The organism is Nocardioides kongjuensis (genome assembly GCF_013409625.1).
GTDB classification, from domain to species: Bacteria; Actinomycetota; Actinomycetes; order Propionibacteriales; family Nocardioidaceae; genus Nocardioides; species Nocardioides kongjuensis.
The window spans coordinates 3,751,199-3,771,127 of record NZ_JACCBF010000001.1 but is presented as its reverse complement, the minus strand read 5'-3'; the positions used below and the strand labels follow the sequence as shown (position 1 = coordinate 3,771,127).

At 72.5% G+C, this 19,929-nt stretch carries 22 protein-coding genes; 12 read left to right on the top strand and 10 right to left on the bottom strand.

The features are described from left to right. Positions 1-2: 2 nt before the first annotated feature. On the top strand, positions 3-1,865 hold the full coding sequence (locus BJ958_RS18120) for a branched-chain amino acid ABC transporter ATP-binding protein/permease (protein ID WP_179728292.1): 1,863 nt from the start codon (positions 3-5) through the stop codon (positions 1,863-1,865). Then, entirely contained in the window at positions 1,862-2,614 is a 753-nt protein-coding gene (locus BJ958_RS18115; RefSeq protein ID WP_179728291.1) for an ABC transporter ATP-binding protein, read from the top strand. Before BJ958_RS18120 ends, BJ958_RS18115 begins: the two co-directional genes overlap by 4 nt. A 78-nt stretch (positions 2,615-2,692) precedes the next feature. Here BJ958_RS18115 and BJ958_RS18110 read toward each other — a convergent pair whose 3' ends face one another. Both BJ958_RS18110 and BJ958_RS18105 read right to left on the bottom strand, forming a co-directional pair. Continuing rightward, positions 2,693-3,466 (bottom strand): IclR family transcriptional regulator, encoded by a 774-nt coding sequence (locus BJ958_RS18110; RefSeq protein ID WP_179728290.1) that lies wholly within the window; start codon positions 3,464-3,466, stop codon positions 2,693-2,695. A gap of 13 nt (positions 3,467-3,479) precedes the next feature. Next, entirely contained in the window at positions 3,480-4,133 is a 654-nt protein-coding gene (locus tag BJ958_RS18105) for a helix-turn-helix transcriptional regulator (protein WP_218865851.1), read from the bottom strand. Positions 4,134-4,269: 136 nt separating this feature from the next. Between BJ958_RS18105 and BJ958_RS18100 the strand changes: the two genes are divergently transcribed. Both BJ958_RS18100 and BJ958_RS18095 read left to right on the top strand, forming a co-directional pair. Continuing rightward, positions 4,270-5,757 (top strand): AMP-binding protein, encoded by a 1,488-nt coding sequence (locus tag BJ958_RS18100; protein ID WP_179728289.1) that lies wholly within the window; start codon positions 4,270-4,272, stop codon positions 5,755-5,757. Further along, positions 5,757-6,617, top strand: a complete 861-nt coding sequence (locus BJ958_RS18095; protein WP_179728288.1) for an SDR family NAD(P)-dependent oxidoreductase — start codon at positions 5,757-5,759, stop codon at positions 6,615-6,617. Before BJ958_RS18100 ends, BJ958_RS18095 begins: the two co-directional genes overlap by 1 nt. On the opposite strand, the gene BJ958_RS18090 is transcribed toward BJ958_RS18095, so the two are convergent. The 4 genes from BJ958_RS18090 to BJ958_RS18075 all read right to left on the bottom strand — a co-directional run bounded on the left by BJ958_RS18090 (position 6,607) and on the right by BJ958_RS18075 (position 10,234). Next, the gene (locus BJ958_RS18090; RefSeq protein ID WP_179728287.1) at positions 6,607-7,341 is read right to left on the bottom strand and encodes an SDR family NAD(P)-dependent oxidoreductase; all 735 of its coding nucleotides are present in this window, start codon (positions 7,339-7,341) and stop codon (positions 6,607-6,609) included. The two genes, BJ958_RS18095 and BJ958_RS18090, sit on opposite strands and share 11 nt — an antisense overlap. A 10-nt stretch (positions 7,342-7,351) precedes the next feature. Further along, positions 7,352-8,095, bottom strand: coding sequence for an SDR family NAD(P)-dependent oxidoreductase (locus BJ958_RS18085; protein ID WP_179728286.1), 744 nt, complete (start codon positions 8,093-8,095; stop codon positions 7,352-7,354). Further along, positions 8,092-8,592 (bottom strand): acyl-CoA thioesterase, encoded by a 501-nt coding sequence (locus BJ958_RS18080; RefSeq protein WP_179728285.1) that lies wholly within the window; start codon positions 8,590-8,592, stop codon positions 8,092-8,094. Before BJ958_RS18080 ends, BJ958_RS18085 begins: the two co-directional genes overlap by 4 nt. 61 nt (positions 8,593-8,653) lie before the next feature. Next, the gene (locus BJ958_RS18075) at positions 8,654-10,234 is read right to left on the bottom strand and encodes an AMP-binding protein (protein WP_179728284.1); all 1,581 of its coding nucleotides are present in this window, start codon (positions 10,232-10,234) and stop codon (positions 8,654-8,656) included. A gap of 104 nt (positions 10,235-10,338) precedes the next feature. On the opposite strand from BJ958_RS18075, the gene BJ958_RS18070 reads away from it, so the two are divergent. After that, positions 10,339-10,971 (top strand): TetR/AcrR family transcriptional regulator, encoded by a 633-nt coding sequence (locus BJ958_RS18070; protein WP_179728283.1) that lies wholly within the window; start codon positions 10,339-10,341, stop codon positions 10,969-10,971. Between the two features lie 29 nt (positions 10,972-11,000). Here BJ958_RS18070 and BJ958_RS18065 read toward each other — a convergent pair whose 3' ends face one another. Both BJ958_RS18065 and BJ958_RS18060 read right to left on the bottom strand, forming a co-directional pair. Further along, on the bottom strand, positions 11,001-11,768 hold the full coding sequence (locus BJ958_RS18065) for a CoA-transferase subunit beta (protein WP_179728282.1): 768 nt from the start codon (positions 11,766-11,768) through the stop codon (positions 11,001-11,003). Further along, the gene (locus BJ958_RS18060) at positions 11,765-12,583 is read right to left on the bottom strand and encodes a CoA transferase subunit A (protein ID WP_179728281.1); all 819 of its coding nucleotides are present in this window, start codon (positions 12,581-12,583) and stop codon (positions 11,765-11,767) included. Before BJ958_RS18060 ends, BJ958_RS18065 begins: the two co-directional genes overlap by 4 nt. 142 nt (positions 12,584-12,725) lie before the next feature. Here BJ958_RS18060 and BJ958_RS18055 point away from each other — a divergent pair, with 142 nt between their 5' ends. Continuing rightward, positions 12,726-13,448 carry an SDR family oxidoreductase gene (locus tag BJ958_RS18055; protein ID WP_218865849.1) on the top strand — a complete coding sequence of 241 codons (723 nt, stop codon included), beginning with the start codon at positions 12,726-12,728 and terminating at the stop codon, positions 13,446-13,448. Further along, positions 13,445-14,332: an aldo/keto reductase gene (locus tag BJ958_RS18050; protein ID WP_343052726.1), complete on the top strand. Its 888-nt coding sequence runs from the start codon at positions 13,445-13,447 to the stop codon at positions 14,330-14,332. The genes BJ958_RS18055 and BJ958_RS18050 overlap by 4 nt, the downstream gene beginning before the upstream one ends. Here BJ958_RS18050 and BJ958_RS18045 read toward each other — a convergent pair. Then, positions 14,323-14,766, bottom strand: a complete 444-nt coding sequence (locus tag BJ958_RS18045; RefSeq protein WP_179728280.1) for a VOC family protein — start codon at positions 14,764-14,766, stop codon at positions 14,323-14,325. The genes BJ958_RS18050 and BJ958_RS18045 overlap by 10 nt on opposite strands. Before the next feature lie 51 nt (positions 14,767-14,817). On the opposite strand from BJ958_RS18045, the gene BJ958_RS18040 reads away from it, so the two are divergent. Genes BJ958_RS18040 through BJ958_RS29135 form a run of 3 tightly spaced genes read left to right on the top strand, consistent with a single transcriptional unit; the run spans position 14,818 to position 16,747 of the window. Further along, positions 14,818-15,570 carry an SDR family NAD(P)-dependent oxidoreductase gene (locus BJ958_RS18040; RefSeq protein ID WP_179728279.1) on the top strand — a complete coding sequence of 251 codons (753 nt, stop codon included), beginning with the start codon at positions 14,818-14,820 and terminating at the stop codon, positions 15,568-15,570. A gap of 2 nt (positions 15,571-15,572) precedes the next feature. Further along, the gene (locus tag BJ958_RS18035) at positions 15,573-16,193 is read left to right on the top strand and encodes a gamma carbonic anhydrase family protein (protein ID WP_179728278.1); all 621 of its coding nucleotides are present in this window, start codon (positions 15,573-15,575) and stop codon (positions 16,191-16,193) included. Next, positions 16,190-16,747: a hotdog domain-containing protein gene (locus BJ958_RS29135; protein WP_179728277.1), complete on the top strand. Its 558-nt coding sequence runs from the start codon at positions 16,190-16,192 to the stop codon at positions 16,745-16,747. Before BJ958_RS18035 ends, BJ958_RS29135 begins: the two co-directional genes overlap by 4 nt. Positions 16,748-16,791: 44 nt before the next feature. Here the strand turns inward: BJ958_RS29135 and BJ958_RS18025 are convergent, their stop codons facing one another. Beyond that, the gene (locus BJ958_RS18025) at positions 16,792-17,667 is read right to left on the bottom strand and encodes an enoyl-CoA hydratase (protein ID WP_179728276.1); all 876 of its coding nucleotides are present in this window, start codon (positions 17,665-17,667) and stop codon (positions 16,792-16,794) included. A 55-nt stretch (positions 17,668-17,722) separates the two neighbouring features. On the opposite strand from BJ958_RS18025, the gene BJ958_RS18020 reads away from it, so the two are divergent. Further along, complete coding sequence (locus tag BJ958_RS18020) at positions 17,723-18,535, top strand: MaoC/PaaZ C-terminal domain-containing protein (RefSeq protein WP_179728275.1); 813 nt, start codon at positions 17,723-17,725, stop codon at positions 18,533-18,535. Then, on the top strand, positions 18,532-19,923 hold the full coding sequence (locus BJ958_RS18015) for an MFS transporter (protein WP_179728274.1): 1,392 nt from the start codon (positions 18,532-18,534) through the stop codon (positions 19,921-19,923). Before BJ958_RS18020 ends, BJ958_RS18015 begins: the two co-directional genes overlap by 4 nt. The last annotated feature ends 6 nt before the right edge of the window (positions 19,924-19,929 follow it).

The window sequence follows — 19,929 nt, the reverse complement described above, 5'->3', positions numbered from 1 at the left end:
CGATGGCTGCTCCGGCTCTCGCCCGTCGTGTCGCGGGCGGTCCGCTCTGGACCGTCCCCCTGGCGCTGGGGATCGTGCTGATCCTGGTGCCGTACTTCAACCTCGAGTACTCCATCGTCCGTCAGCTCCAGCTGGCGATGATCCTGTCGCTGCTGGTCAGCGGCCTCAACCTGAGCCTGGGCTTCGCCGGTGAGCTCGCGCTCGGCCAGGTGGCGATGTACGCCGCCGGCGCCTACACGGCCGGCCTGCTCTCCGTGCACGGCCACACCGACATCGCGCTGCAGCTGGTCGCGGCCGGCCTCGCGGCGCTGCTGGTCGGCGTCCTGACCGGCATCCCCGGGCTGCGCCTGGGCAGCTGGTCGCTCGCGATGACCTCGTTCTTCCTCGTGCTGCTGCTGCCCGACGTGATCGCGATCTTCAAGGAGGACACCGGCGGCCGCAACGGCCTCAGCGGCATCCTCTCGCCGACGCTGTTCGGCCGGATGCTCACGCCCGAGGACTACTTCATGGTCATCGCGATCGTGACCGTCGCCTGGTTCGCGGTGATGCGCAACATCGCCGTCTCCCGGCACGGCACCGCGCTGCGGGTGCTCAAGCAGAGCCCCGTCCTGGCCGCCTCCATGGGCATCAACGTGTTCCGGATGAAGCTGATGGCCTACGCCCTCGGTGCCGTCCCGGCCGGGCTGGCCGGTGCGCTGTTCGCCAGCCTGGACCTGTACATCTCGCCCGAGGCCTTCGGCTTCACGGTCGCCACCACGATCCTGGCGGCCTCGGTGCTCGGCGGTTCGGCCAGCGTGTACGGCGCCGTCTTCGGCGCGTTCATCCTGCAGTTCGGCCTCAACCAGTCGACCGACTTCCAGAAGTACTCGCTGGTCGTCACCGGCGCGTTCCTCATCGTCGGCGGCGTGCTGCTCACCGGCGGCCTGTCCGGCCTGGCCCGCGCGCTGTGGCGCAGGGTGCTCGCCGAGGACCCCACGGCGGCTCCGGCCGACCGCGCCGCCACCGCGGGCGACGAGGTGCCCGCCGTACCCGGCAAGGTGCTCAAGGTCGAGGGCGTCGCCAAGGCGTTCGGCGGCAACCAGGCGCTCAAGGGTGTCGACCTGACCGCGACGCCCGGCCGCGTGACCGCGCTGATCGGGCCCAACGGCTCGGGCAAGACCACGCTGCTCAACATGATCTGCGGCTTCTACCGCACCGACGCGGGCGTGATCGCCCTCGACGACCGCCAGCTGCAGCGGATGGGCCCGGACCGGGTGGCCCGCACCGGTGTCGCGCGCACCTTCCAGACGCCCAACATCCCGGAGGGCATCACCGTGCGCGAGGCAGTGATGGCGGGTCGGTACGCCGGCCACCGGGCCACCGTCCTCGAGGCCGTGCTCCGCCTGCCGCGCTACCGCAAGGTCCGCAGGGGCGACCTCCTCGAGGCGGACCGGGTGCTCGACCTGGTCGGCATCCGGCACCTCGAGAACGCCGAGGCGACCGCACTGCCCCTGGGCCAGCGCCGGCTGCTGGAGGTGGCGCGCTGCCTGATCAGCAACCCGGGCGTGCTGCTGCTCGACGAGACCGCGTCCGGACTGGACGAGGACGAGGTCGAGCGGCTCGCCGAGGTGATCCGCCGGGTGCGCGACGCGGGCGGCACCGTCGTCCTGGTCGAGCACAACTTCCAGCTCGTGCTCTCGCTGGCCGACGAGATCGTCGCACTCGCCCACGGCGAGCTGATGGCCAAGGGCACGCCGGAGGAGATCCAGAACAACGAGCGGGTGATGAGCGAGTACCTCGGCATCGACCCCGACGCGCCGTCGGCGCCGCACGTGGTGCTGGCCGACGTGCTCGACGACGCAGTGGCGGAAGGGGCGGACCGATGAGCACCGACAGCTCCGCGAAGACGAACGAGCTGCTGCTCGAGGTCCGCGGCCTCGGCACCGGGTACGGCGACCTGCGGGTCGTGTGGGACGTGTCGTTCGACGTACGGGCCGGTGAGATCACCGTCCTCCTCGGCCGCAACGGCGCGGGCAAGACCACCACGATCCGCGCGATCAGCGGCCTGAACAGGATCGTCGCCGGCGAGGTCACCTACCGCGGGGAGTCGCTCGCCAAGGTGCCCGCGCACCAGCGGGTGCGGCAGGGGATCGCCTACGTGCAGGAGGGCAAGCGCGTCTTCCACTCGCAGACGATCGAGCAGAACCTGCTCCTCGGCGGCTACACCCGCAGGATGAAGCGGGCCGAGCTGCGCTCCGAGGTCGAGCGGATCTACGAGCTGTTCCCGATCCTCGCCGAGAAGCGGGCGCTTCCCGCCGCCAGCATGTCCGGTGGCCAGCAGCAGATGCTCGCCATCGGGCAGGCGCTGATGGCCCAGCCTCGGCTGCTCATGCTCGACGAGCCGTCCGGCGGCCTCGCCCCGGTCATCGTCAACGAGGTGATGGAGCGCGTCCACCAGCTCAAGGAGACCGGCATCGGCATCCTCCTGGTCGAGCAGGCGGTCGAGGCGTCGTTCGCGATCGCCGACCACGTCACCGTCCTCGACATGGGCCGCACGATGCTCTCCTCGCCCGCCAGCGAGGTCAGCGACATGACGCTCCTGCAGGACGCCTACTTCGGCAAGACCGCCGGCTGACCCCCGACGCCGACCCGGCACGAAGTTGCGCCGGGTCGGCGCCGACCCGGCGCAACTTCCTGCCGGGTCGGCGTGCTCTCAGGCCAGGCGGAGGACGGCGCTGCGCTTGGCGGGGACCCAGTCCGGGTACAGCGTGCGGCTGGTCGTGCGCGCGGCGGCGAGCAGCAGCGGGCCGACCACGGGAAGGGGCAGGTGGCCGCGCCGGACCACGGAGATGGCGGCGAGCGGGCGGGGCCCGCGCGGGCCCGGGATCACGGTCGCCATCGAGCTGATGCCGGTGCCGGGCAGGCCGTCGAGGATCGCGATCCCCTTGCGGCGTCGTACGGCGGCCAGCTCGTGGTGGACCGACTCGAGCCCGCCCGGGGTGCGGTCGAGGTGCCCGACGAGGGCGTCGACGTGCTCGGGCGGGAGGGCAGCCAGCATGGCCAGGCCGCTCACCGAGTCGGTGGCGATGATCCGGCCGCCGACACGGGACGGGATGGTCGTGGCGCGCGCTCCGCCGACCTTGTCGAGGTAGTGCACGATCGCGCCGTCGAGGACCGAGAGGTGGACGACGGCGTCGGTGGCGAGCTGGAGCTCGTTGAGCGCGACCGACGCAGCAGCGCGCAGGTCGAGGTGCTCGCCCTCGCTGCTGGTCGCGCTCAACCGCCGGCCCGGCGTGTAGCCGCGGCGGTCGTGATGGACCCAGCCGAGGTCCCGCAGCGTCGTCAGCAGGCGGAAGACGGTGGTGCGTGGGAGCTCGGTGATCTCGGCGATGTCGTCGAGCCCGAGGGGCCCCGGCGCGTCGTCGAACGCGTCGAGGATCATGGTCGCGCGCTCGAGGACGCCCAGCCGTGTCGTCGTCTCCGTCATCGCCGCCTCCCTCCTAGCCGCGGTGCTGCCGCAGCTCTGCCGACGTACGCCGGGCCTCGGCCGCGGACGACGTGCTCCAGGTGCGCGACGCCTCGTCGAGCTCGGCGAGCATCAGCTCGGCGCGGTCGCGCTCGTCGGCGTAGTAGCGCTCGGACCAGCGCAACACCAGCTCCGGGAACGCCCAGCCCGGCTCGGCGGTCGCGCCCTCGCGGTCGGCCTCGGCGCGCACCCGCATCCGCTCGGACTGGTCGCGGTGCTCGGCGAGCACGCGGCGCAGCCGATCGGGGTCGGAGAGGTGGCCGAGCCACAGGCGCAGCATCACGCCGTGCTTGAGGACCACGGGGTCGACGTGGTCGTCGGCGGCCCAGTCGCGCAGGGCGCTCTGGCCGGCGTCGGTGATCTGGTACATCCGCTTGCCGCGGACGTCGTCGCGGTTCTCGATCCGCGAGCTCGCCAGGCCGAGCTTCTCGAGCCGACGCAGCTCGCCGTAGATCTGGGAGAACGACGGCGACCAGTAGAAGAACTTCAGGCTCCAGTCCGCCCAGCGCTTGAGGTCGTAGCCGGACAGCTCCTCCCCGAACGAGAGCAGGCCGAGGACCGCCCACCCGGTCGGGGGGAGCGGGGGCGCAGCGTCGTCCGACGGCACGTCGGTTCCCTTGGTCGGCACGGCCTCATCCTAGCGTTCTGGTAGCGGTTCGAACTATGCCTAATAGGTATATCTGACCCGCCCGGACGAGCGCTTGGTTGGCCAAGGGGTGATACCCGGCGTGACCTACCAACGAGTCACCGGCAGGGTGGGACACGTGCTTGCGTCCCTCGCCGAACTGTGGTTCGACCGTGCCCGCACGCATCCCGACGACCCGGCCGTGGACGACGGCCGGGGCTGGCTGACCTGGGCGGAGCTGCTGCCGCGTGCTCGTGCGGTCGGCGCCGCGCTCGCGGAAGCCGGCGTCGGGCCCGGGGACGTCGTCGTGCTGCAGGCCCGGAACACCGTCGAGTGGGTGCTCGTCGCCGCCGGGGTCCACCTGCTCGGCGCGACCCTCGCGCCCCTCGGTGCCGAGGAGCCGGTCGCGTCCAGGCAGGAGTACGCCGCGCGCGTCGGCGCCCGGGTCGTCGTTGCCGAGGTCCCCGTCGCGGGCGAGCTCGACCTCGGACTGGCCTGTCCTCCGCACCCCGTGCCGACCGGTCGCGAGATCGACCTGGAGTCGGCCGATCCGCGTGGGGTGCGGTCGCCGGGGCCCGCCGTGGTGCTGGCGACCTCCGGAACGGCGGGGCACCGGAGCACGGTCCCGATGGACCACGACGTCCTGGTGCGGCTGTACGGCGACGTGGCGGTCATGCTCGACGTCGGCCGCGGCGACCGGCTGCTGGGTGTGGTGCCGCTGGCCCACTCGTTCGGCTTCAACGGCCTGCTGGTGCTGGCGCTGCTGACGGGCGCGTCGCTGCGACTCGTGCCCGAGCGCGACCCGAGGGCCCTGCCCGGGCTGGTGCGGGAGTCGGGGGCGACGATCGTCGCGGGACCACCCGCATTGCTGCACGACCTCGCGGGCGCCGTGCTCGGCGGCGACGGGCTGGGGCCCCAGGTGCGGCTGTTCATGACCGGCGCGACTGAGGTGCGGCCGGACGCCCTGCTGCCGCTGGCCGACCGCGCCGGGATCCCGCGGGTGTCGTCCGGCTACGGGCTCACGCAGACCTGCGGCACCGTCGCGATCTGCCCGGACATCGGTCGCCTGGCCGACGCCGGCCACGCCCCGATGACCGTCGTCCCCGGCGTCGAGGTCGTCGTGGTCGATGCCCTGGGTTCTCCGGTCCCGCCCGGCGCGCGGGGTCGGGTGCTGACCCGCGGCTACCAGGTGGCCGTGCCCACGGACGCCGACGGTTGGCTGGTCACCGGCGACGAGGGCCACCTCCACCCCGACGGGACCCTCTGCATCACCGGGCGCGTCGACGACCAGCTCGTCGTCTCGGGGTTCAACGTCGATCCGGTTCGAGTCGAGCAGGCACTTGCTCGGTCGCCGTACGTCGCCCAGGTGGCGGTCGTGGGCGTGCCCGACCCGCGGCGCGGGCACCGGCTGGTCGCGGTCGCCGTACCCGCAGAGGGCGTGGATGCCGATGGGCGGAACGACGCGGCGGTGCTGGCGCAGGCGCGGGCTGTACTGGCCGGGTACGAGGTGCCCGACACCGTGGTCTGGATGGACGCCCTGCCGCACACGACCACGGGAAAGCTCTCGCGCGCCACGGTGCGCAGGATGCTCGCCGAGCACCTGGGGGACCACGACCAGGAGGACTGATGGGCGCAGCAGTGGCGGACCGGTTCGCAGGAGGCGTCGCGCTGGTGACCGGCGCGGGGTCGGGACTCGGCGAGGCGATGGCCGTCGAGCTCGCCGCGAGCGGCGCGCACGTCCTCGTCACCGACGTGGACAGGGAGCGGGCGACCGCGGTCGCGACCGCCTGCGTGGCCGGCGGCGGCAGTGCCGAGGCGCACCTGCTCGACGTCGCCGACGGCCACGCGGTGGACGCGCTGTTCGCCTCGGCGTGGGAGCAGCACGGGAACGTCGACCTCGTCGTCGCCAACGCAGGCATCGAGTCCGGCGACCGGGTCTGGGACACGACGCCCGAGCAGTGGCGTCGCGTGCTCGCCGTCAACACCGACGGCGCGTTCCACTGCGCGCGCTCGTCCGTGCGGCGGATGACCGACCAGGAGCGTCCCGGCGTGCTGGCCGTCGTCGCCTCGGTGGGTTCGGTGACCACCCTGCCGTACCAGTCGGCGTACATCGCCAGCAAGCAGGCGGTGCTCGCCCTGGTCCAGTGCCTCGACCTCGAGCTGCGCGCCGCCGACGCTCCGGTGCAGGTCTCCGCGCTGCTGCCCGGCTGGGTGCGGACCCGGATCTTCGACGACGTCCGCCGGGGGACGGAGCCGGTGGACGACCTCGCACGGGCCACGTTCGCCGCGATGGCGGCGTCGATCCAGGAGCAGGGCATGGACCCTGCCCGGGCGGCGTCGCTGCTCCTCGCGGCCGTGGCCCGTGGCGAGTTCTGGTGCTTCACCGACCCCGAGCGGGCAGCCCAGCTCTTCGAGGAGCGGGCCCGGACCCTGCGCGAGCTGCGCCCTCCGGAGCGCTCGGGCTGGCTGGGCAGCTCTACTGCGTGATCGTCCAGCCGCCGTCGACGGGCAGGAAGACGCCGTTGACGTACGACGCCAGCGGCGAGAGCAGGAAGAGGATCGGCCAGGCCATCTCCTCGGGCCGCCCCATCCGCTTCAGCGGCACCCGGCCGAGGATGTGGTGGCCCATGTCGGACTGGGCGAAGCCAGCCAGTCGCGGGGTGTCGGTCATGCCGGGCCCGATGCCGTTGGCGCGGATCCGGTCGGCCTTGTGGGCCGCGAGGTGGCGCACGTAGCCCATGACGGCTGCCTTCGACGCGGAGTACCAGTCGCTCTCCGTGCCGACCCTGTTGCCGGCGACCGACGCCGTCACGACCATGGCGGCACCGGCCGGCGTACCCGCGTCGAGCCAGTCCTGGGTCAGGCCCCGCACGCTCCCGACGCTGATCCGCACGGCCTCCTCGAAGTCGAGCGGGACCTGCGAGGACGGGCCGGCGTTGTTGACGAGGTAGCGCGGCACGCCGCCGAGCGCCTCGGTGGTCCGGGCCAGCGCGGTGGTGCGGGCGGTGGCGTCGGCGACGTCGCAGACGGCCGTGTGGATGCCCTTGTCGGCGAGCTCGCCGAGTCCGTCGGGACGCAGGTCCCAACCGCTGACCCGCAGGCCGGCATCGAGGGCGCCGAGCGCGACCGCGCGGCCGATGCCGCTGCCGGCACCGGTGACGATGACGGCATCGCCGGGGGTGAAGCCCAGGTTGATCGTGTCGTTGGTCATCGCGGTCTCCTCAGACGCCGTAGCCGCCGTCGATGTCGAGCTTCTGGCCGGTGATGAACCCGGCCCGCTCGCTGGCCAGGAACGCGACGGCCTCGGCGATGTCGGCCGCCGTGCCGAACCTGCGCAGGGGGATGTTGGTCCGCGCGACGTCGAGCGCGCGCTCGTCGAGGTCGCCGTCGGCGATCAGGCGCTCGGCCATGCCGTCGGTGAGCATGCCGGGCCCGACGCAGTTGACGCGCACGCCGAACCGACCCTCCTCCGCGGCGAGGCCGCGCGCGAGCGCCTCGACCGCTGCCTTCGGCGTCGAGGAGAGGCCGTCGCGCACGGGGTAGCGCACGGTCGCGGCCGTGGTGACCGCCGTCAGCGAGCCCTGCGTCGCGCGCAGCGACGGCAGCACCGCGTGGGCCAGGTTGAAGAACGCGACGACGTCCTGGTCCACCTGGGTGGCGAACTGCTCCGGGGTGACCTTCGAGAGGTGGACCATCGGCACGTGCGGGCCGGCCGCGTGCACGACTGTGTGGACCCGGCCGTGCTCGGCCTCCAGCTCGCCGATCGCCTGAGCGACCGACGCGGCGGCGCTGAGCTCGCACTGCCGCGTGCCCCGGACACTGCTGCCGAGCTCGGCGACGAGTGCGTCGGGCGCCGTACGCCGGTGCAGGAGGAGCAGCTCCGCTCCGTCCTCGGCGAGGCGGCGGCAGATCTCCGCGCCGAGACCGCCGGTCGCGCCGGTGACGAGGGTGGTTCCGTAGCTCATGCGGTGGCCTCCGTGGGCTGGTCGCTGTTCGTGGGGGTGAGGCGGGCGCCCTGCGCCCAGGCGTCGAGGTGGCGGCGGAGCAGTGCAGGGATCTCGACCGAGTCGATGCCGGGGGAGACGGCGACGATCCGGATCCGCGCTCGCGCGACGACCTTGTCGTCAGCGGTGCGCACCATGCGGTGCAGCATCTCGAAGGAGCGCCGGCCGACCGCCCCGAGCCGCAGCTCGATCCGGATCTCGTCGAACAGCCCGACCGCCTCGAGGTAGTCGCACGCCGTGTGGGCGGTGACCGTCCAGAACCCGTGGCGCTCCTTGAGCTCGTCCTGGCGCAGGTCGTTGAGCCAGAACCACTCGCTCTGCATCCGCTCCATCCACGGGAACCACGCCCCGTAGTAGAGGATCCCGGCCGGATCGGTGTCGGCGTAGCTCAGTCGGAAGGTCGTCGAGTGGAGCGCCGGGCCCGGCCCGCCGTCCGCGACGCGTGCGTCGGTCGCCATGGAGACAACCTAGCACTTGCTTGGTTTGAGAGATAGTGACGGAGTCCGTGGAGCTCGGAGCTCAGCCCTGTCGCAGGTCCGTCTTCAACACCTTGCCGCTGGCGTTGCGGGGCAGCGCCTCCTCGAGCACCACGTCGCGCGGGACCTTGAAGTTGGCGAGCCGCTCACGCACCCAGGCGATCAGCTCCTCGGGCGTCGCGGAGCTGCCGGGGCGGAGGACGACGTGGGCCGCGCCGACGGCGCCCATCCGGTCGTCGGGGACACCGATCACGGCGCTCTCCATGACGGCGGGGTGGGTGGCCAGGACGTTCTCGACCTCGGCGGGGTAGACGTTGAAGCCGCCCGTGATGAACATGTCCTTGATCCGGTCGGTGATCTTCAGGCAGCCGTGCTCGTCGAGGCGGCCGATGTCGCCGGTGTGGAACCAGCCGTCCTCGTCGATCGCGGCCGCCGTGGCCTCGGGGTCCTCGAAGTAGCCGAGCATGACGTTGTCGCCGCGCAGCCACACCTCGCCGTCGGTGCCGACCTCGACGTCATTGCCGTCGCCGCCGACCACCCGGACCTCGATGCCGGGGACGCCCGGGCCGGTGGTCTCGGCGATGTGGCGCGGGTCCTCGTTGCGGCGCGACACGGTGGCGACGACGCACTCGGTGAGCCCGTAGGCCTGGGCGACGGTGTCGAAGCCGAGGATGTCGAGCATCTGCTCGAACAGGGTCTCCGGCACGGAGGTCGCGCCGGCGATGGCGAAGCGCAGCGACGAGAGGTCGAAGTCGGTCCGACGCTCGTGGTTGATCAGCGTGATGAAGATGGTCGGCGCTCCGGGGAGCACCGTGATCCTCTCGTCCTGCACGAGCTGCATGAGCGCGACCGGGTCGAAGGTGACGACCGGGTAGATCGTCGTGCCGGCGGTGAGCGAGGTGATCACGCCGGCCTTGTAGCCGAAGCCGTGGAAGAACGGGTTGACGATCGCGTAGCGGTCCTGCGGGGACAACGAGGCGCCGTCGGCCCACACCTCGGCGACGCCGATGGTCTGGGCGTGCGTGCTCATCACGCCCTTGGGGATGCCGGTCGTGCCGGAGGTGTAGAGGATGTCGCATACGGTGTCGGGGGTGACCTCGGCCGCGAGCTTCTCGACCTCCTCGACCGACACCCGCTCGCCGAGGGCGAGGAAGTCGACCCACGGGAGCGTGCCCGCCCGGCCGGCGGAGTTGACGTCGACGAGGGTGCGCAGGTGCGGCAGGCCGGGTACGACGGGCCCCGGCTCCTCGCCCCCGGCCTCCATCAGCATCGCGGAGTAGTCGGTCGTCAGGAACCCGTCGCACAGGACGAGCGCGACCGCACGCGAGCGCTGCAGCACGACCTGCGCCTCGTGCCCGCGGTAGCGCGTGTTGAGCGGCACGACGGAAGCACCGATGTACTGCGCTCCCAGGAGCGCCACGATGAACTCGACCCGGTTCGGCGCCCAGATCGCGACCCGGTCGCCCGGCTCCACGCCGATGGCACGGAAGGAGCGGGCGGCGGCCACGGCGAGGTCCCGCAGGCCCTCGTAGGTCACGGTGGTGCCACCGTCGACGACGGCGGGGTGGCTGCCGTGGGTCGCGGCCCCCTGGGCCAGGAGGGCGGGAATGGTCCGTGCTGCCATCAGGCGAGACTCCTCGTGAACAAGTGCTTGTTAGGTACTGTAGTCCTGCCCGTCCCGGCCGGCCCGTGTGTCCGGCGAGAGGGACCGTGGGAAAGGATCAGGTCATGGCGAGCAGCAACAACGAGGCTACGGCCCGCGGCGGTCGGCGCCGCAGCAATGGCGCGGGGTCGTCCCGGCGCGCCCAGCTCCTGGCGATCGCGGCGGAGATGTTCGCGACGCGCGGCTACTCGCAGACGACGGTGCGCGACATCGCCGACGAGGCGGGAATCCTGTCGGGCAGCCTCTACCACCACTTCGACTCGAAGGAGGCCATGCTCACGGAGATCCTCCGGGACTTCATGGGCAACCTGCTGAGCGAGATCCGCGACATCGCCGAGCGGGGCCAGACCCCGCGCGAGGCTCTGGACGGGCTGATCTACAACTCCTTCGAGACCATCCACCGGGTGCCGTTCGCGGTCGCGCTCTACCAGAACGAGTCGGCCCTGCTGGCCACGACGCCCGAGTTCGCCTTCGTCCACAAGGCGAGCCTCGACGTGGAGAAGGTCTGGCTCGGCGTGCTCAAGCAGGGGCAGGCCGAGGAGGACTTCCGCGCCGACCTCGACCCGGGCATCACCTACCGCTTCATCCGCGACGCCATCTGGTCGACCGTGCGCTGGTACAACCCGCGCGGCCGCCTGCAGCACCGCACCGTCGCCGACCAGTACCTCGAGATGCTCCACGGCGGCCTGCTCGCCTGAGCGGCCTCGGTGACGCGAGGACGACGCGCTCAGCGTCGTACCTCCTTGTCGCGCAGACCCTTCGGGTCCAGGACCGTGCGGATCAGCTCGAGCTCCTCGGCCGTGGGCAGCCGCGTCGTGGCGGCGTTGCTGGTGTCGATCGCGAAGCCGGTGTTCTCCGCGACCTCCTGGGCCGTGACGCCCGGGTGGAGCGAGCGCACCTTGAGCCGGCCCTCGTCGTCGTAGTCGAGGACGGCCAGGTCGGTGACGACCACGCCGAGGTCGTGGAAGCGCAGCGCGCTGCCCCGGTGGGCGCGGGCCCGGTCGTTGCCGACCCCGGAGACGACGTCGACGGCCTCGACGAAGACCCGGGCGCTGTGGTTGCTGACCCAGTAGTCGGTGCGGTGGTTGACCGTGTTGCCGGGTGCACCGCGTACGCCGATGAGCTGCCGGGTCGGCTTGCGCCAGTCGCCGATCGAGGAGATGTTCTGGTTGCCGTAGCGGTCGACCTGGCTGGCGCCCATCATGCTGTGGCGCCGGCCGGTCGCCAGGATCTCGAAGACCCGGCGGAACGGCGCCCATGACTCGACCGTCCCGCCGGCGGAGGCGTTGCGACCAAGTGGCGGCGGTTCGCTCATCAAGAAGCAGTCGCCGTCGGTGAGGACCAGGTCGGGCTCGAAGGTCAGCTTGGCGAGCCGGGCGCTGATCGTCGGCACGAGGCCGACTGCGTGGGCCAGGATCTCGCCGGAGCCGCGCCAGGCGTCGGCGCAGGCGACGACGCAGACCTCGGCGCGGGTGACGTCGGCGTTCTCGCTCATCGGGTGCTCTCCTCGAGGTAGGTCTTCTCGAACGCGGCCCAGGCCTCCGGGTCGCGTGCGGCCTCCGCGTACGCGCGCTGGGAGGCCTCGTCGCGGCCGTAGTCCGGCTCGCAGCTGGTGAACCCGGCGCCGCCCGGCGCCTCGACGACGCCCGAGACGAACATCCGGCTGACCAGCAGCGTCTGCGGTGCGGCGGTCGCGGTCAGCTCCTCGGTCGGGACGATGCTCTCGACGCTCATGATGGTGCGGTCGGCCGCCATGGCGTACAGGTCGTCGAAGTACGGGTCGGGGCCGAGGTACTGCCCGTTGCCGGCCGCGTCCGCGCGGTTGAGGTGGATCAGCGCGAGGTCCATCCGGACACCCGGGACGGCGACGTAGACCTCGTCGTCGTACGGCGACGCCACGGTCTTGAGGTGCGGGTTCATCGTGAGCACGTCGGAGGCGAGTCCGGCGCGGGTCGGCAGGAAGCTCAGCCGGCTGGCGCCGGCGCGCAGGGCGGCGACGAACATGCCCTCGTCGTACTCCGTCGTCTGCACGGTCCCGGCCTCGCGCGCGGCCCGGAAGTGCGGGTCGAGCGGGATGCTGTCGAGCGAGACGAAGCCGTAGACCAGTCGCCTGACCTTGCCCGCGGCGCAGAGCATGCCCACGTCGGGGCCGCCGAAGGTGACGACGGTCAGATCGGTCACGTCGCTGCGCAGCAGCTCGCGGACCAGTGCCATCGGCTTGCGCCGTGACCCCCAGCCGCCGATGCCGATGGTCATGCCCGACCGCACGTGGCTCGCCACGTCGGTCAGCTGCATGGTCTTGTCCGCCATCAGTCCTCCATACCTAGCGCTTGCTTGGTGGCGACTGTACCTGTGGACGCTCGGCAGTGCCACTGGAGGGGACTGCCCTTGCGGCCGGGTCGCCGCGGTGATTGCATCACAGCAAGCAAACGCTTGGTAGAGAGGTGGACCGGTGACCGGACACGTGGTGGTGACGGGCGGGGCGAGCGGGATCGGAGCGGCGGTCGTCGACCGGCTGCGCGAGCGCGGGCACGCCGTGACCGTCTGGGACCTGGCCGTGCCTGCGCGTGGGGACGTCGGGCACTGCGAGCTCGACGTGACCGACGCCGACGCGGTGGCGGCTGCAGTGCGTGCCGCCGAGGGGGAGCGCGGCGTGGTGCGTCACCTGGTCGCCAGCCACGGCATCCGCGGCGCCTACCGCCCTGCCCTGGAGCTCGACCCCGCCGGCGTGCGGCGGATGCTCGACGTCCACGTCGTCGGCACCCTGCTGACTGCGACCGCCGTCGCTCGGCGCCTGGTGGAGCTCGATGCGACACGGGGCGGGTCCGTGGTGACCCTGGCGTCGACGACGGCGTACCGGGGGTGGGTGAACCAGTCCGACTACGGCGTCGCCAAGGCTGCGGTCCGCCAGCTCACGGAGAACCTCGCGATCGAGTGGGCGGGCCTGGACATCCGGGTCAACGCCGTCGCCCCCGGCCACACCCTGACGCCGATGGTGCAGGACATGGTCGACGACGGGTACGACGTCGGTCCGGTCGAGGCGCGCACGCCGCTCGGGCGGCTGTGTGCTCCGGAGGAGATCGCGCGCGAGATCGTGCACCTGCTGCTCGACGCCACCTTCACGACAGGGGTCTGCCTGCCCGTCGACGGCGGCTGGACGGCGGTGGGAAGGTGAGCACCCTGCCGAAGCGGCGGCTCGGCGACCTCGAGGTCTCGGCGATCGGGTTCGGTGCGATGACGCTGACCCAGACGCCCGAGAGCGATGTCGAGCGCGGGACCCGTGCGGTGCACGCCGCGCTCGACGCGGGGGTCACCCTGTTCGACACGGCCGACGTCTACGGCCCGACCGGCCACGACACCGTCGGCGCCTACGGCGTCAACGAGCGCGCACTGATGGGGGCGCTGCGGTCGTGGGGCGGCCCCCTCGACGACATCGTGATCGCCACCAAGGGCGGGCACACCCGCGACGGCCTGACCTGGTGGATCGACGGCAGTCGTGAACACCTGCGGTCCGCTGCGCTCGCCTCCCGGGAGCGCCTCGGTCTCGACGTCATCCCGCTCTACCAGCACCACCGTCCCGACCCGCGGCGTGCGTACCGCGAGTCGATGGAGGCGTTGCGCAGCCTGGTGGACGACGGCATCGTCGCCCGGGTCGGCATCTCCAACGCGGACGCCGACCAGATCCGCCTCGCGGCCGAGGTCGTCGGGGACGCGCTGGTGTCGGTGCAGAACGAGTACTCGCCACTGGCGCGCGGCAGCGAGCCGGAGATCGACGTGTGCGCCGAGCTGGGCCTGACCTTCCTGTCCTGGGGTCCCTTCGGGGGCATGCGCGAGGCGAAGTCGCTCGGCTCGTCCTTCGCGCCGTTCGCCGAGGTGGCTCAGGCGCGAGGGGTCAGCCCGCAGCAGGTCGCGCTCGCCTGGCAGCTCGCCCGCTCGCCGTGGATCGTGCCGATCCCCGGGGCCAGCCGGCCGGAGTCGGTCCTCGACTCGGTGCAGGCGGCGACGCTCGTCCTCACCGAGGACGAGCTCGCACGTCTGTCGGGCGCGGATCAGGCATGAGCCGGCGGTTCGACCAGCTCCACGCGGACCCGGTCGGGGTCGAGCACGTAGACCACGCGGTACCCCGCCATCGGCTCGCTCGCCACGATCGGGTCCGACAGGACCGTGGTCCCCGCGGCGCGCAGGCGAGCGAGCGTGCCGTCGAGGTCGGTCACCGCGATCGCGACGTGGGCAGCGCCCACGCTGCCGTTGTCGGGATCGAGGACGACGTCCGACCCACCGTCGTACTGCAGCAGCTCGACCACGGTCGTGCCCTCCTGGGCGCGGACGAACGCCTGCCGCACGACGACTCCCGGGTACCCGGTGACCGCGTCGATGCGGGGTCCGCTCCGCTCGTACGGCCCGAGCCGACCGCCGCCCAGCAGGTCCTCGTAGAACGCGAGGGACCGCTCCATGTCGCTGACCGTGATGCCCACGTGATGGATCGTCGTCATGAACGAAACCTAGCAAGCGCTTGGTTCATGTGAAACCCTGAGGAGATGAACATGCCGGACACCGCACCCCACCCTCTCGTCGACCTGACCGACAAGGTCGTCGTGGTCACCGGTGCCAGCCGCGGGCTCGGCGCCGCCCACGCCCGCACCCTTGCGCAGGCCGGCGCCACCGTCGTGGCGACCGACCTCGCCGCCGACGGCGTGGCCGAGGTGGCCGCCGCGCTGGGGGAGCAGCACGCGTCCGCTGCTCTCGACGTCACCTCGCCCGATGCCTGGGCCGAGCTCGTGGCGTTCGTCGTCGAGACGTACGGCCGTGTCGACGGCCTGGTCAACAACGCCGGCCGGTGCGAGTACGCACACTTCCTCGAGACCTCGCCGGAGATGTTCGAGGGACACTTCCAGGTCAACGTGATGGGCGCGGTCCACGGCATGCAGGCGGTTGCGCCGCACATGCGCCCGGGCAGCGCGATCGTCAACATCGCCTCCGTCGCCGGACTCGCGGCGTGGCCGGGAAGCAGTGCGTACGGCGCCTCGAAATTCGCCCTGCGCGGTGTCAGCCGGGCTGCCGCGATCGACCTCGGCGGCGAGCGGGGCATCCGGGTCAACTGCGTGCTGCCGGGCGCGGCCGACACCGCGATGCTGTCGGAGGCCTCGCGCCAGGGCGGCGGGGTCGTCGCGACGCTGCCGGTCCCGCGCGCGGCGCGCCCGCACGAGATCAGCGCGATGGTGACCTTCCTCCTCAGCGACGCGGCGAGCTACTGCACCGGCCAGGACTTCGTGGTCGATGGTGGGATGAAGGCCTGACCATGCCGTTCTACGAGATCGACGGTGTCGTCCCGGTCTGCGACCCGACGTCCTACGTGCACCCGTCTGCCGACGTGATCGGCGACGTGATCATCGGCGCCGGGTGCTACATCGGCCCCTCGGCCAGCCTGCGTGGTGACTTCGGGCGGATCCGGATCGAGGCCGGCTCCAACGTCCAGGACTCCTGCACCGTGCACGTCTATCCCGGTGCCGACTGCATCCTCGGTGAGGGCAGCCACGTCGGCCACGGCGCGATCCTGCACGGCTGCGTGCTCGAGCCCCGGGTCCTGGTCGGGATGAACTCCGTCGTGATGGACGGCGCCCGGATCGGCGAGGACTCCCTCGTCGGCGCGGGAAGCGTGGTGAGCGCGGGCTTCGTCGCCCCGCCGCGCTCGTTGGTGCTCGGCAGCCCGGCGAAGGTGCTCCGCGAGCTCGACGAGGCGCAGCTCGCGTGGAAGTCCAACGGCCCCGACGTCTACCGACAGCTGGCCGAGCGCTCGCTCGCGAGGATGCGGGAGGTGGCGCCGCTGGAGGCCGAGGAGGCGGACCGGCCGCGGGTCAGCACCGACGCCTCGGTGAGCCGGCCGCTGCACGAGCTGCGGGCGGAGCGGGAGTCGCGGTGAACGCGCGTCGTGACCTCGCTGAGGCCGTGCGCGAGCTCGCCTCGGCCGTGGCCGTCACCGACGTCGACGACCCGGACCTGGCGCAGGCGGCCGCATCGGCGCGGGAGCTGACGAAGCTGCTGAGGGAGCGGCAGCTGGAGGACGTCCCCCGGACGCCGTACGACGAGGCGGTCGGCGCCACCCACTACGGCTGGCACCTCGACAATCCCGCCCTGCCGGGCCTGACCATGGTCTTCGAGGACGGCCGGGCCACCGCGACGATCCCGGACGGGCTCGGCAAGGCGTACGCCGGCCCACCCGGCAAGCTGCACGGTGGCGTCGGCGCCCTGCTCCTCGACGTGCTCCTCTCGAGCCTGGTCCAGCACCACGGCGTCCGCGCCGTCACCGCGTCGCTGACGGTCGACTACCGCGCCGCCACCCGGCTCGACGTGCCGCTGCGGATCACCGGCGACATCGTCGGGCGCAGCGGACGGAAGGTCGAGACCGTCGGGGCGCTGTGGTGCGGTGAGGTCGCGACCGTCGAGGCGCGCGGGCTGTTCGTCCAGGTCGGCTGACGCCCTGGGCCCGTGGTGGCCCGGACGACCGGGCGGCACGGCTGCTACAGCTCGCCGGCGTCCCTCTTGTTCGACTCCGCCATGGCGGCGGCGTCGAGCCCTGCGAGCGAGTCGACGGTGACCTCGGCGTTGTGGGAGTGGGCGGCGTGGTGGAGGCCGAAGACGGAGTCCATCCCGGCGCGCTGGCCCATCAGGTCCTCGGCCTGGTTGATCGCCTTCTTGGTCAGGGCCAGGCCGAGGCGGGGCATGGCGGCGATGCGGCGGGCCATCTCGTCGACGGCGGCGTCCAGCTCGGGGCGGGGGACGACGTGGTTGACCATGCCGAGCTCGTGGGCGCGGCGGGCGTCGAACCGGCCGCCGGTGTAGAGGAACTCCTTGGCGGCGCGCGGGTTCATCACCCACGGGTGCGCGAAGTACTCGACGCCGGGGATGCCCATCTTGACCACCGGGTCCTGGAAGAAGGCATCGTCGGAGGCGATGATGAAGTCGCAGATCCAGGCGAGCATCAGGCCGCCGGCGACACAGGCGCCCTGCACCTTCGCGATGACCGGCTTGGGGATCTCGCGCCAGCGGCGGCACATGCCGAGGTAGACCTCGGACTCGCGGGCGAAGCGGGCGTCGACGCCCTGCGCGCCGACGTGGTCCCACCAGATGACGGCCTTGCGCTCGAACGACTCGTGGATGTCGCGGCCCGGGGTGCCGATGTCGTGCCCGCCGCAGAAGTGCCTGCCGTTGCCGCCGAGCACGATCACCTTCACCGCGTCGTCGTTGACCGCGTCGGTGAAGGCCTGGTCGAGGGCGTAGGTGACCTTGGAGTTCTGCGCGTTGGCGTACTCGGGCCGGTTGAGGGTCACGTACGCGACGCCGTCGCGGACGTCGTACGTCACCACCGGCTCGGTGGTCGTGGTCTCGTCGCTCATGGCAGCTCCCCGGGGTCGTCGTACAAACCTAGCGTTTGCTTGGTATCGTAGCAGGATGACGACGCAGGCCGACCTCGATGTGACCGACACCGCTGACTGGGCCGGACGGCCCCTCGGGGAGCGTGAGGTCAGCTGGGACGAGCGCGACGCGATCCTGTTCGCGCTCGCGGTGGGTGCTCCCGCCGAGCGACTCGACCTCGTCTTCGAGCGCGACCTGAAGGTGCTGCCGACCTTCGCGCTGACCCTCGCCCAGTGGGCGCCCGACGTGCTCGGGTCGGCCGGCGCCTTCGACGTCGGCACGGCGCTGCACGGCTCCCAGAGGCTCGAGGTGCTCGCGCCGATGCCGCCGAGCGGCGCCACGCTGATGCAGGCGCGGGTCGGCAACGTGTGGGACAAGGGCGCGGCCGCGGTCTTCGAGGTCGTCGTCGAGTGCGAGTACGTCCGGGCCACCTGGTCGATCTTCGCGCCCGGCCGGGGTGGCTTCGGCGGCGAGCGCGGCCCCGGTCGCACGTCCGGTCCCGAGGGTGACCCGATCGCGACCGTCGGCCTCGACGTCGCGGCCAACGCCGCCGCGCTCTACCGGCTCACCGGCGACCGCCACCACATCCACATCGACCCTGTCGCGGCGGAGCGGATCGGCCAGCCGCGGCCGATCCTGCACGGCCTCGCGACCCTCTCGGCCGCCGTCCTCGCCGTCGCCGAGGCACAGGGGGCGTCGCCGGCCGACCTGACCCTGCTCGAGGGACGGTTCAGCAGCCCCGTCTTCCCGGGGGAGCACCTCACCGTCCCGGTGTGGGCGGACGGCTCGTTCCGCGTCGACACCGGACGCGGTACGGCGATCGACGGCGCGCGCGCCCTCTTCGCGTGACCACCGCCGCGGCGTCCGCGGCCCCGGCGGTCCGGCTGCGGCCGGTCGTCGCGGTGCTGGCCGCCGCCGGCCTGGTCGGGATCCTGTCGCAGGCACTGCTCATCCCGCTGCTCGGCGACCTGCCCGCGCGGCTCGACGTCGGTGGTGAGGCCGCGTCCTGGGCGATGACCGTGTGCCTGGTCGCCGCGGCGGTGGCGACGCCGGTCAGCGGCCGCCTCGCCGACATCGTCGGTCGCAAGCGGGTGCTCGTCTGCTGCCTGGTCGCGACGACGCTCGGCAGCGTGCTGTGCGCGAGCGGTGGGAGCTACCCGCTGCTGCTCGCCGGGCGCGCGTTGCAGGGCGCGTCGAGCGCGGTCATCCCGCTCGGCATCAGCGCGCTCGCCGAGATCGCCGTCGGCGTCGGCCTGCAGCGCGGTGCCGCGCTGATCAGCGCCACCATGGGCATCGGCACGGCGGGCGGCGTCGCCTTCTCCGGGCTGGTCGCCGCCGTCGCGGACTGGACCGTGGTGTTCTGGGTCGCGGCCGGGCTCGGCCTCCTCGTCACCGCCGCCGTCGTCGTCGTGCTCCCGTCCCACGCGCCCGCCGACCGGGCGAGCGACCGGGCGAGCAGGAGGGCAAGGTTCGACGGCATCGGGTGCGTGCTCCTCTCGGTCGGCCTCACCGCCGCCCTGCTCGCCGTCACCAACGGCGGCCGCTGGGGCTGGGCCGGTGCGCCGACGATGGGCTGCGCCGCCGGCGGTCTGCTCGTGCTGGCCGGCTGGTGGCGCTGGGAGCGGCGTACGACGGATCCGCTCGTCGACCTCGACTCGGCCACCGAGCCCCGGATGGCGCTGGTCCAGTCCGCCTCGGTGCTCGCCGGCGTCGCGATGTTCACCCACGTGCTGGTGCTCCCCGTGCTGCTGCAGCACCCGGTCGACGGCAGCGCCGCCGGCGTCCTCGTGGCCGGGCTGTGCCTGGTCCCCGCGGGCGTCGCGATGATGCTCGCCGCACCGCTCGGGTCCTGGCTGGTCGAGCGCCGCGGCGCCCGGTGGGCGCTCGCGGCAGGCCTCGTCTGCAGCAGCACCGGGTACGCCGCCTCCGCCGCCACCGCCTCCTGGCCGGCCGCGGTGGTCGCCGCGTCGGTCGTCATCGGGGTGGGCATCGGCCTGTCGTTCGCGACCCTGCCGTTCCTCGTCGTCCGGCTCACCGCCCCCGCGGCGGTCGGTGCGGCCAACGGCCTCAACACCTTGATGCGGATGATCGGCGCGTCCGTCTCGAGCGCCGTGATCGGCGCCCTGCTGGCGGTGCAGGCCGGGTCCGCCGCCGGCTACGCGCTGGCCTACGGCTGGGGTGCGGTCGCGGCGGCGGTCGGTGCGCTGCTCGCCGCACGGCTCCCGAAGGACCTCTAGGCCGTC

What these genes read in the sequence shown, in the direction of transcription:
- BJ958_RS18120 (WP_179728292.1), top strand. Translation starts at nt 3, where the DNA reads ATGGCTGCTCCGGCTCTCGCCCGTCGTGTCGCGGGCGGTCCGCTCTGG.
- BJ958_RS18115 (WP_179728291.1), top strand. Translation starts at nt 1,862, where the DNA reads ATGAGCACCGACAGCTCCGCGAAGACGAACGAGCTGCTGCTCGAGGTC.
- BJ958_RS18110 (WP_179728290.1), bottom strand. Translation starts at nt 3,466, where the DNA reads ATGACGGAGACGACGACACGGCTGGGCGTCCTCGAGCGCGCGACCATG.
- BJ958_RS18095 (WP_179728288.1), top strand. Translation starts at nt 5,757, where the DNA reads ATGGGCGCAGCAGTGGCGGACCGGTTCGCAGGAGGCGTCGCGCTGGTG.
- BJ958_RS18090 (WP_179728287.1), bottom strand. Translation starts at nt 7,341, where the DNA reads ATGACCAACGACACGATCAACCTGGGCTTCACCCCCGGCGATGCCGTC.
- BJ958_RS18085 (WP_179728286.1), bottom strand. Translation starts at nt 8,095, where the DNA reads ATGAGCTACGGAACCACCCTCGTCACCGGCGCGACCGGCGGTCTCGGC.
- BJ958_RS18080 (WP_179728285.1), bottom strand. Translation starts at nt 8,592, where the DNA reads ATGGCGACCGACGCACGCGTCGCGGACGGCGGGCCGGGCCCGGCGCTC.
- BJ958_RS18075 (WP_179728284.1), bottom strand. Translation starts at nt 10,234, where the DNA reads ATGGCAGCACGGACCATTCCCGCCCTCCTGGCCCAGGGGGCCGCGACC.
- BJ958_RS18070 (WP_179728283.1), top strand. Translation starts at nt 10,339, where the DNA reads ATGGCGAGCAGCAACAACGAGGCTACGGCCCGCGGCGGTCGGCGCCGC.
- BJ958_RS18065 (WP_179728282.1), bottom strand. Translation starts at nt 11,768, where the DNA reads ATGAGCGAGAACGCCGACGTCACCCGCGCCGAGGTCTGCGTCGTCGCC.
- BJ958_RS18060 (WP_179728281.1), bottom strand. Translation starts at nt 12,583, where the DNA reads ATGGCGGACAAGACCATGCAGCTGACCGACGTGGCGAGCCACGTGCGG.
- BJ958_RS18045 (WP_179728280.1), bottom strand. Translation starts at nt 14,766, where the DNA reads ATGACGACGATCCATCACGTGGGCATCACGGTCAGCGACATGGAGCGG.
- BJ958_RS18040 (WP_179728279.1), top strand. Translation starts at nt 14,818, where the DNA reads ATGCCGGACACCGCACCCCACCCTCTCGTCGACCTGACCGACAAGGTC.
- BJ958_RS18035 (WP_179728278.1), top strand. Translation starts at nt 15,573, where the DNA reads ATGCCGTTCTACGAGATCGACGGTGTCGTCCCGGTCTGCGACCCGACG.
- BJ958_RS18025 (WP_179728276.1), bottom strand. Translation starts at nt 17,667, where the DNA reads ATGAGCGACGAGACCACGACCACCGAGCCGGTGGTGACGTACGACGTC.
- BJ958_RS18020 (WP_179728275.1), top strand. Translation starts at nt 17,723, where the DNA reads ATGACGACGCAGGCCGACCTCGATGTGACCGACACCGCTGACTGGGCC.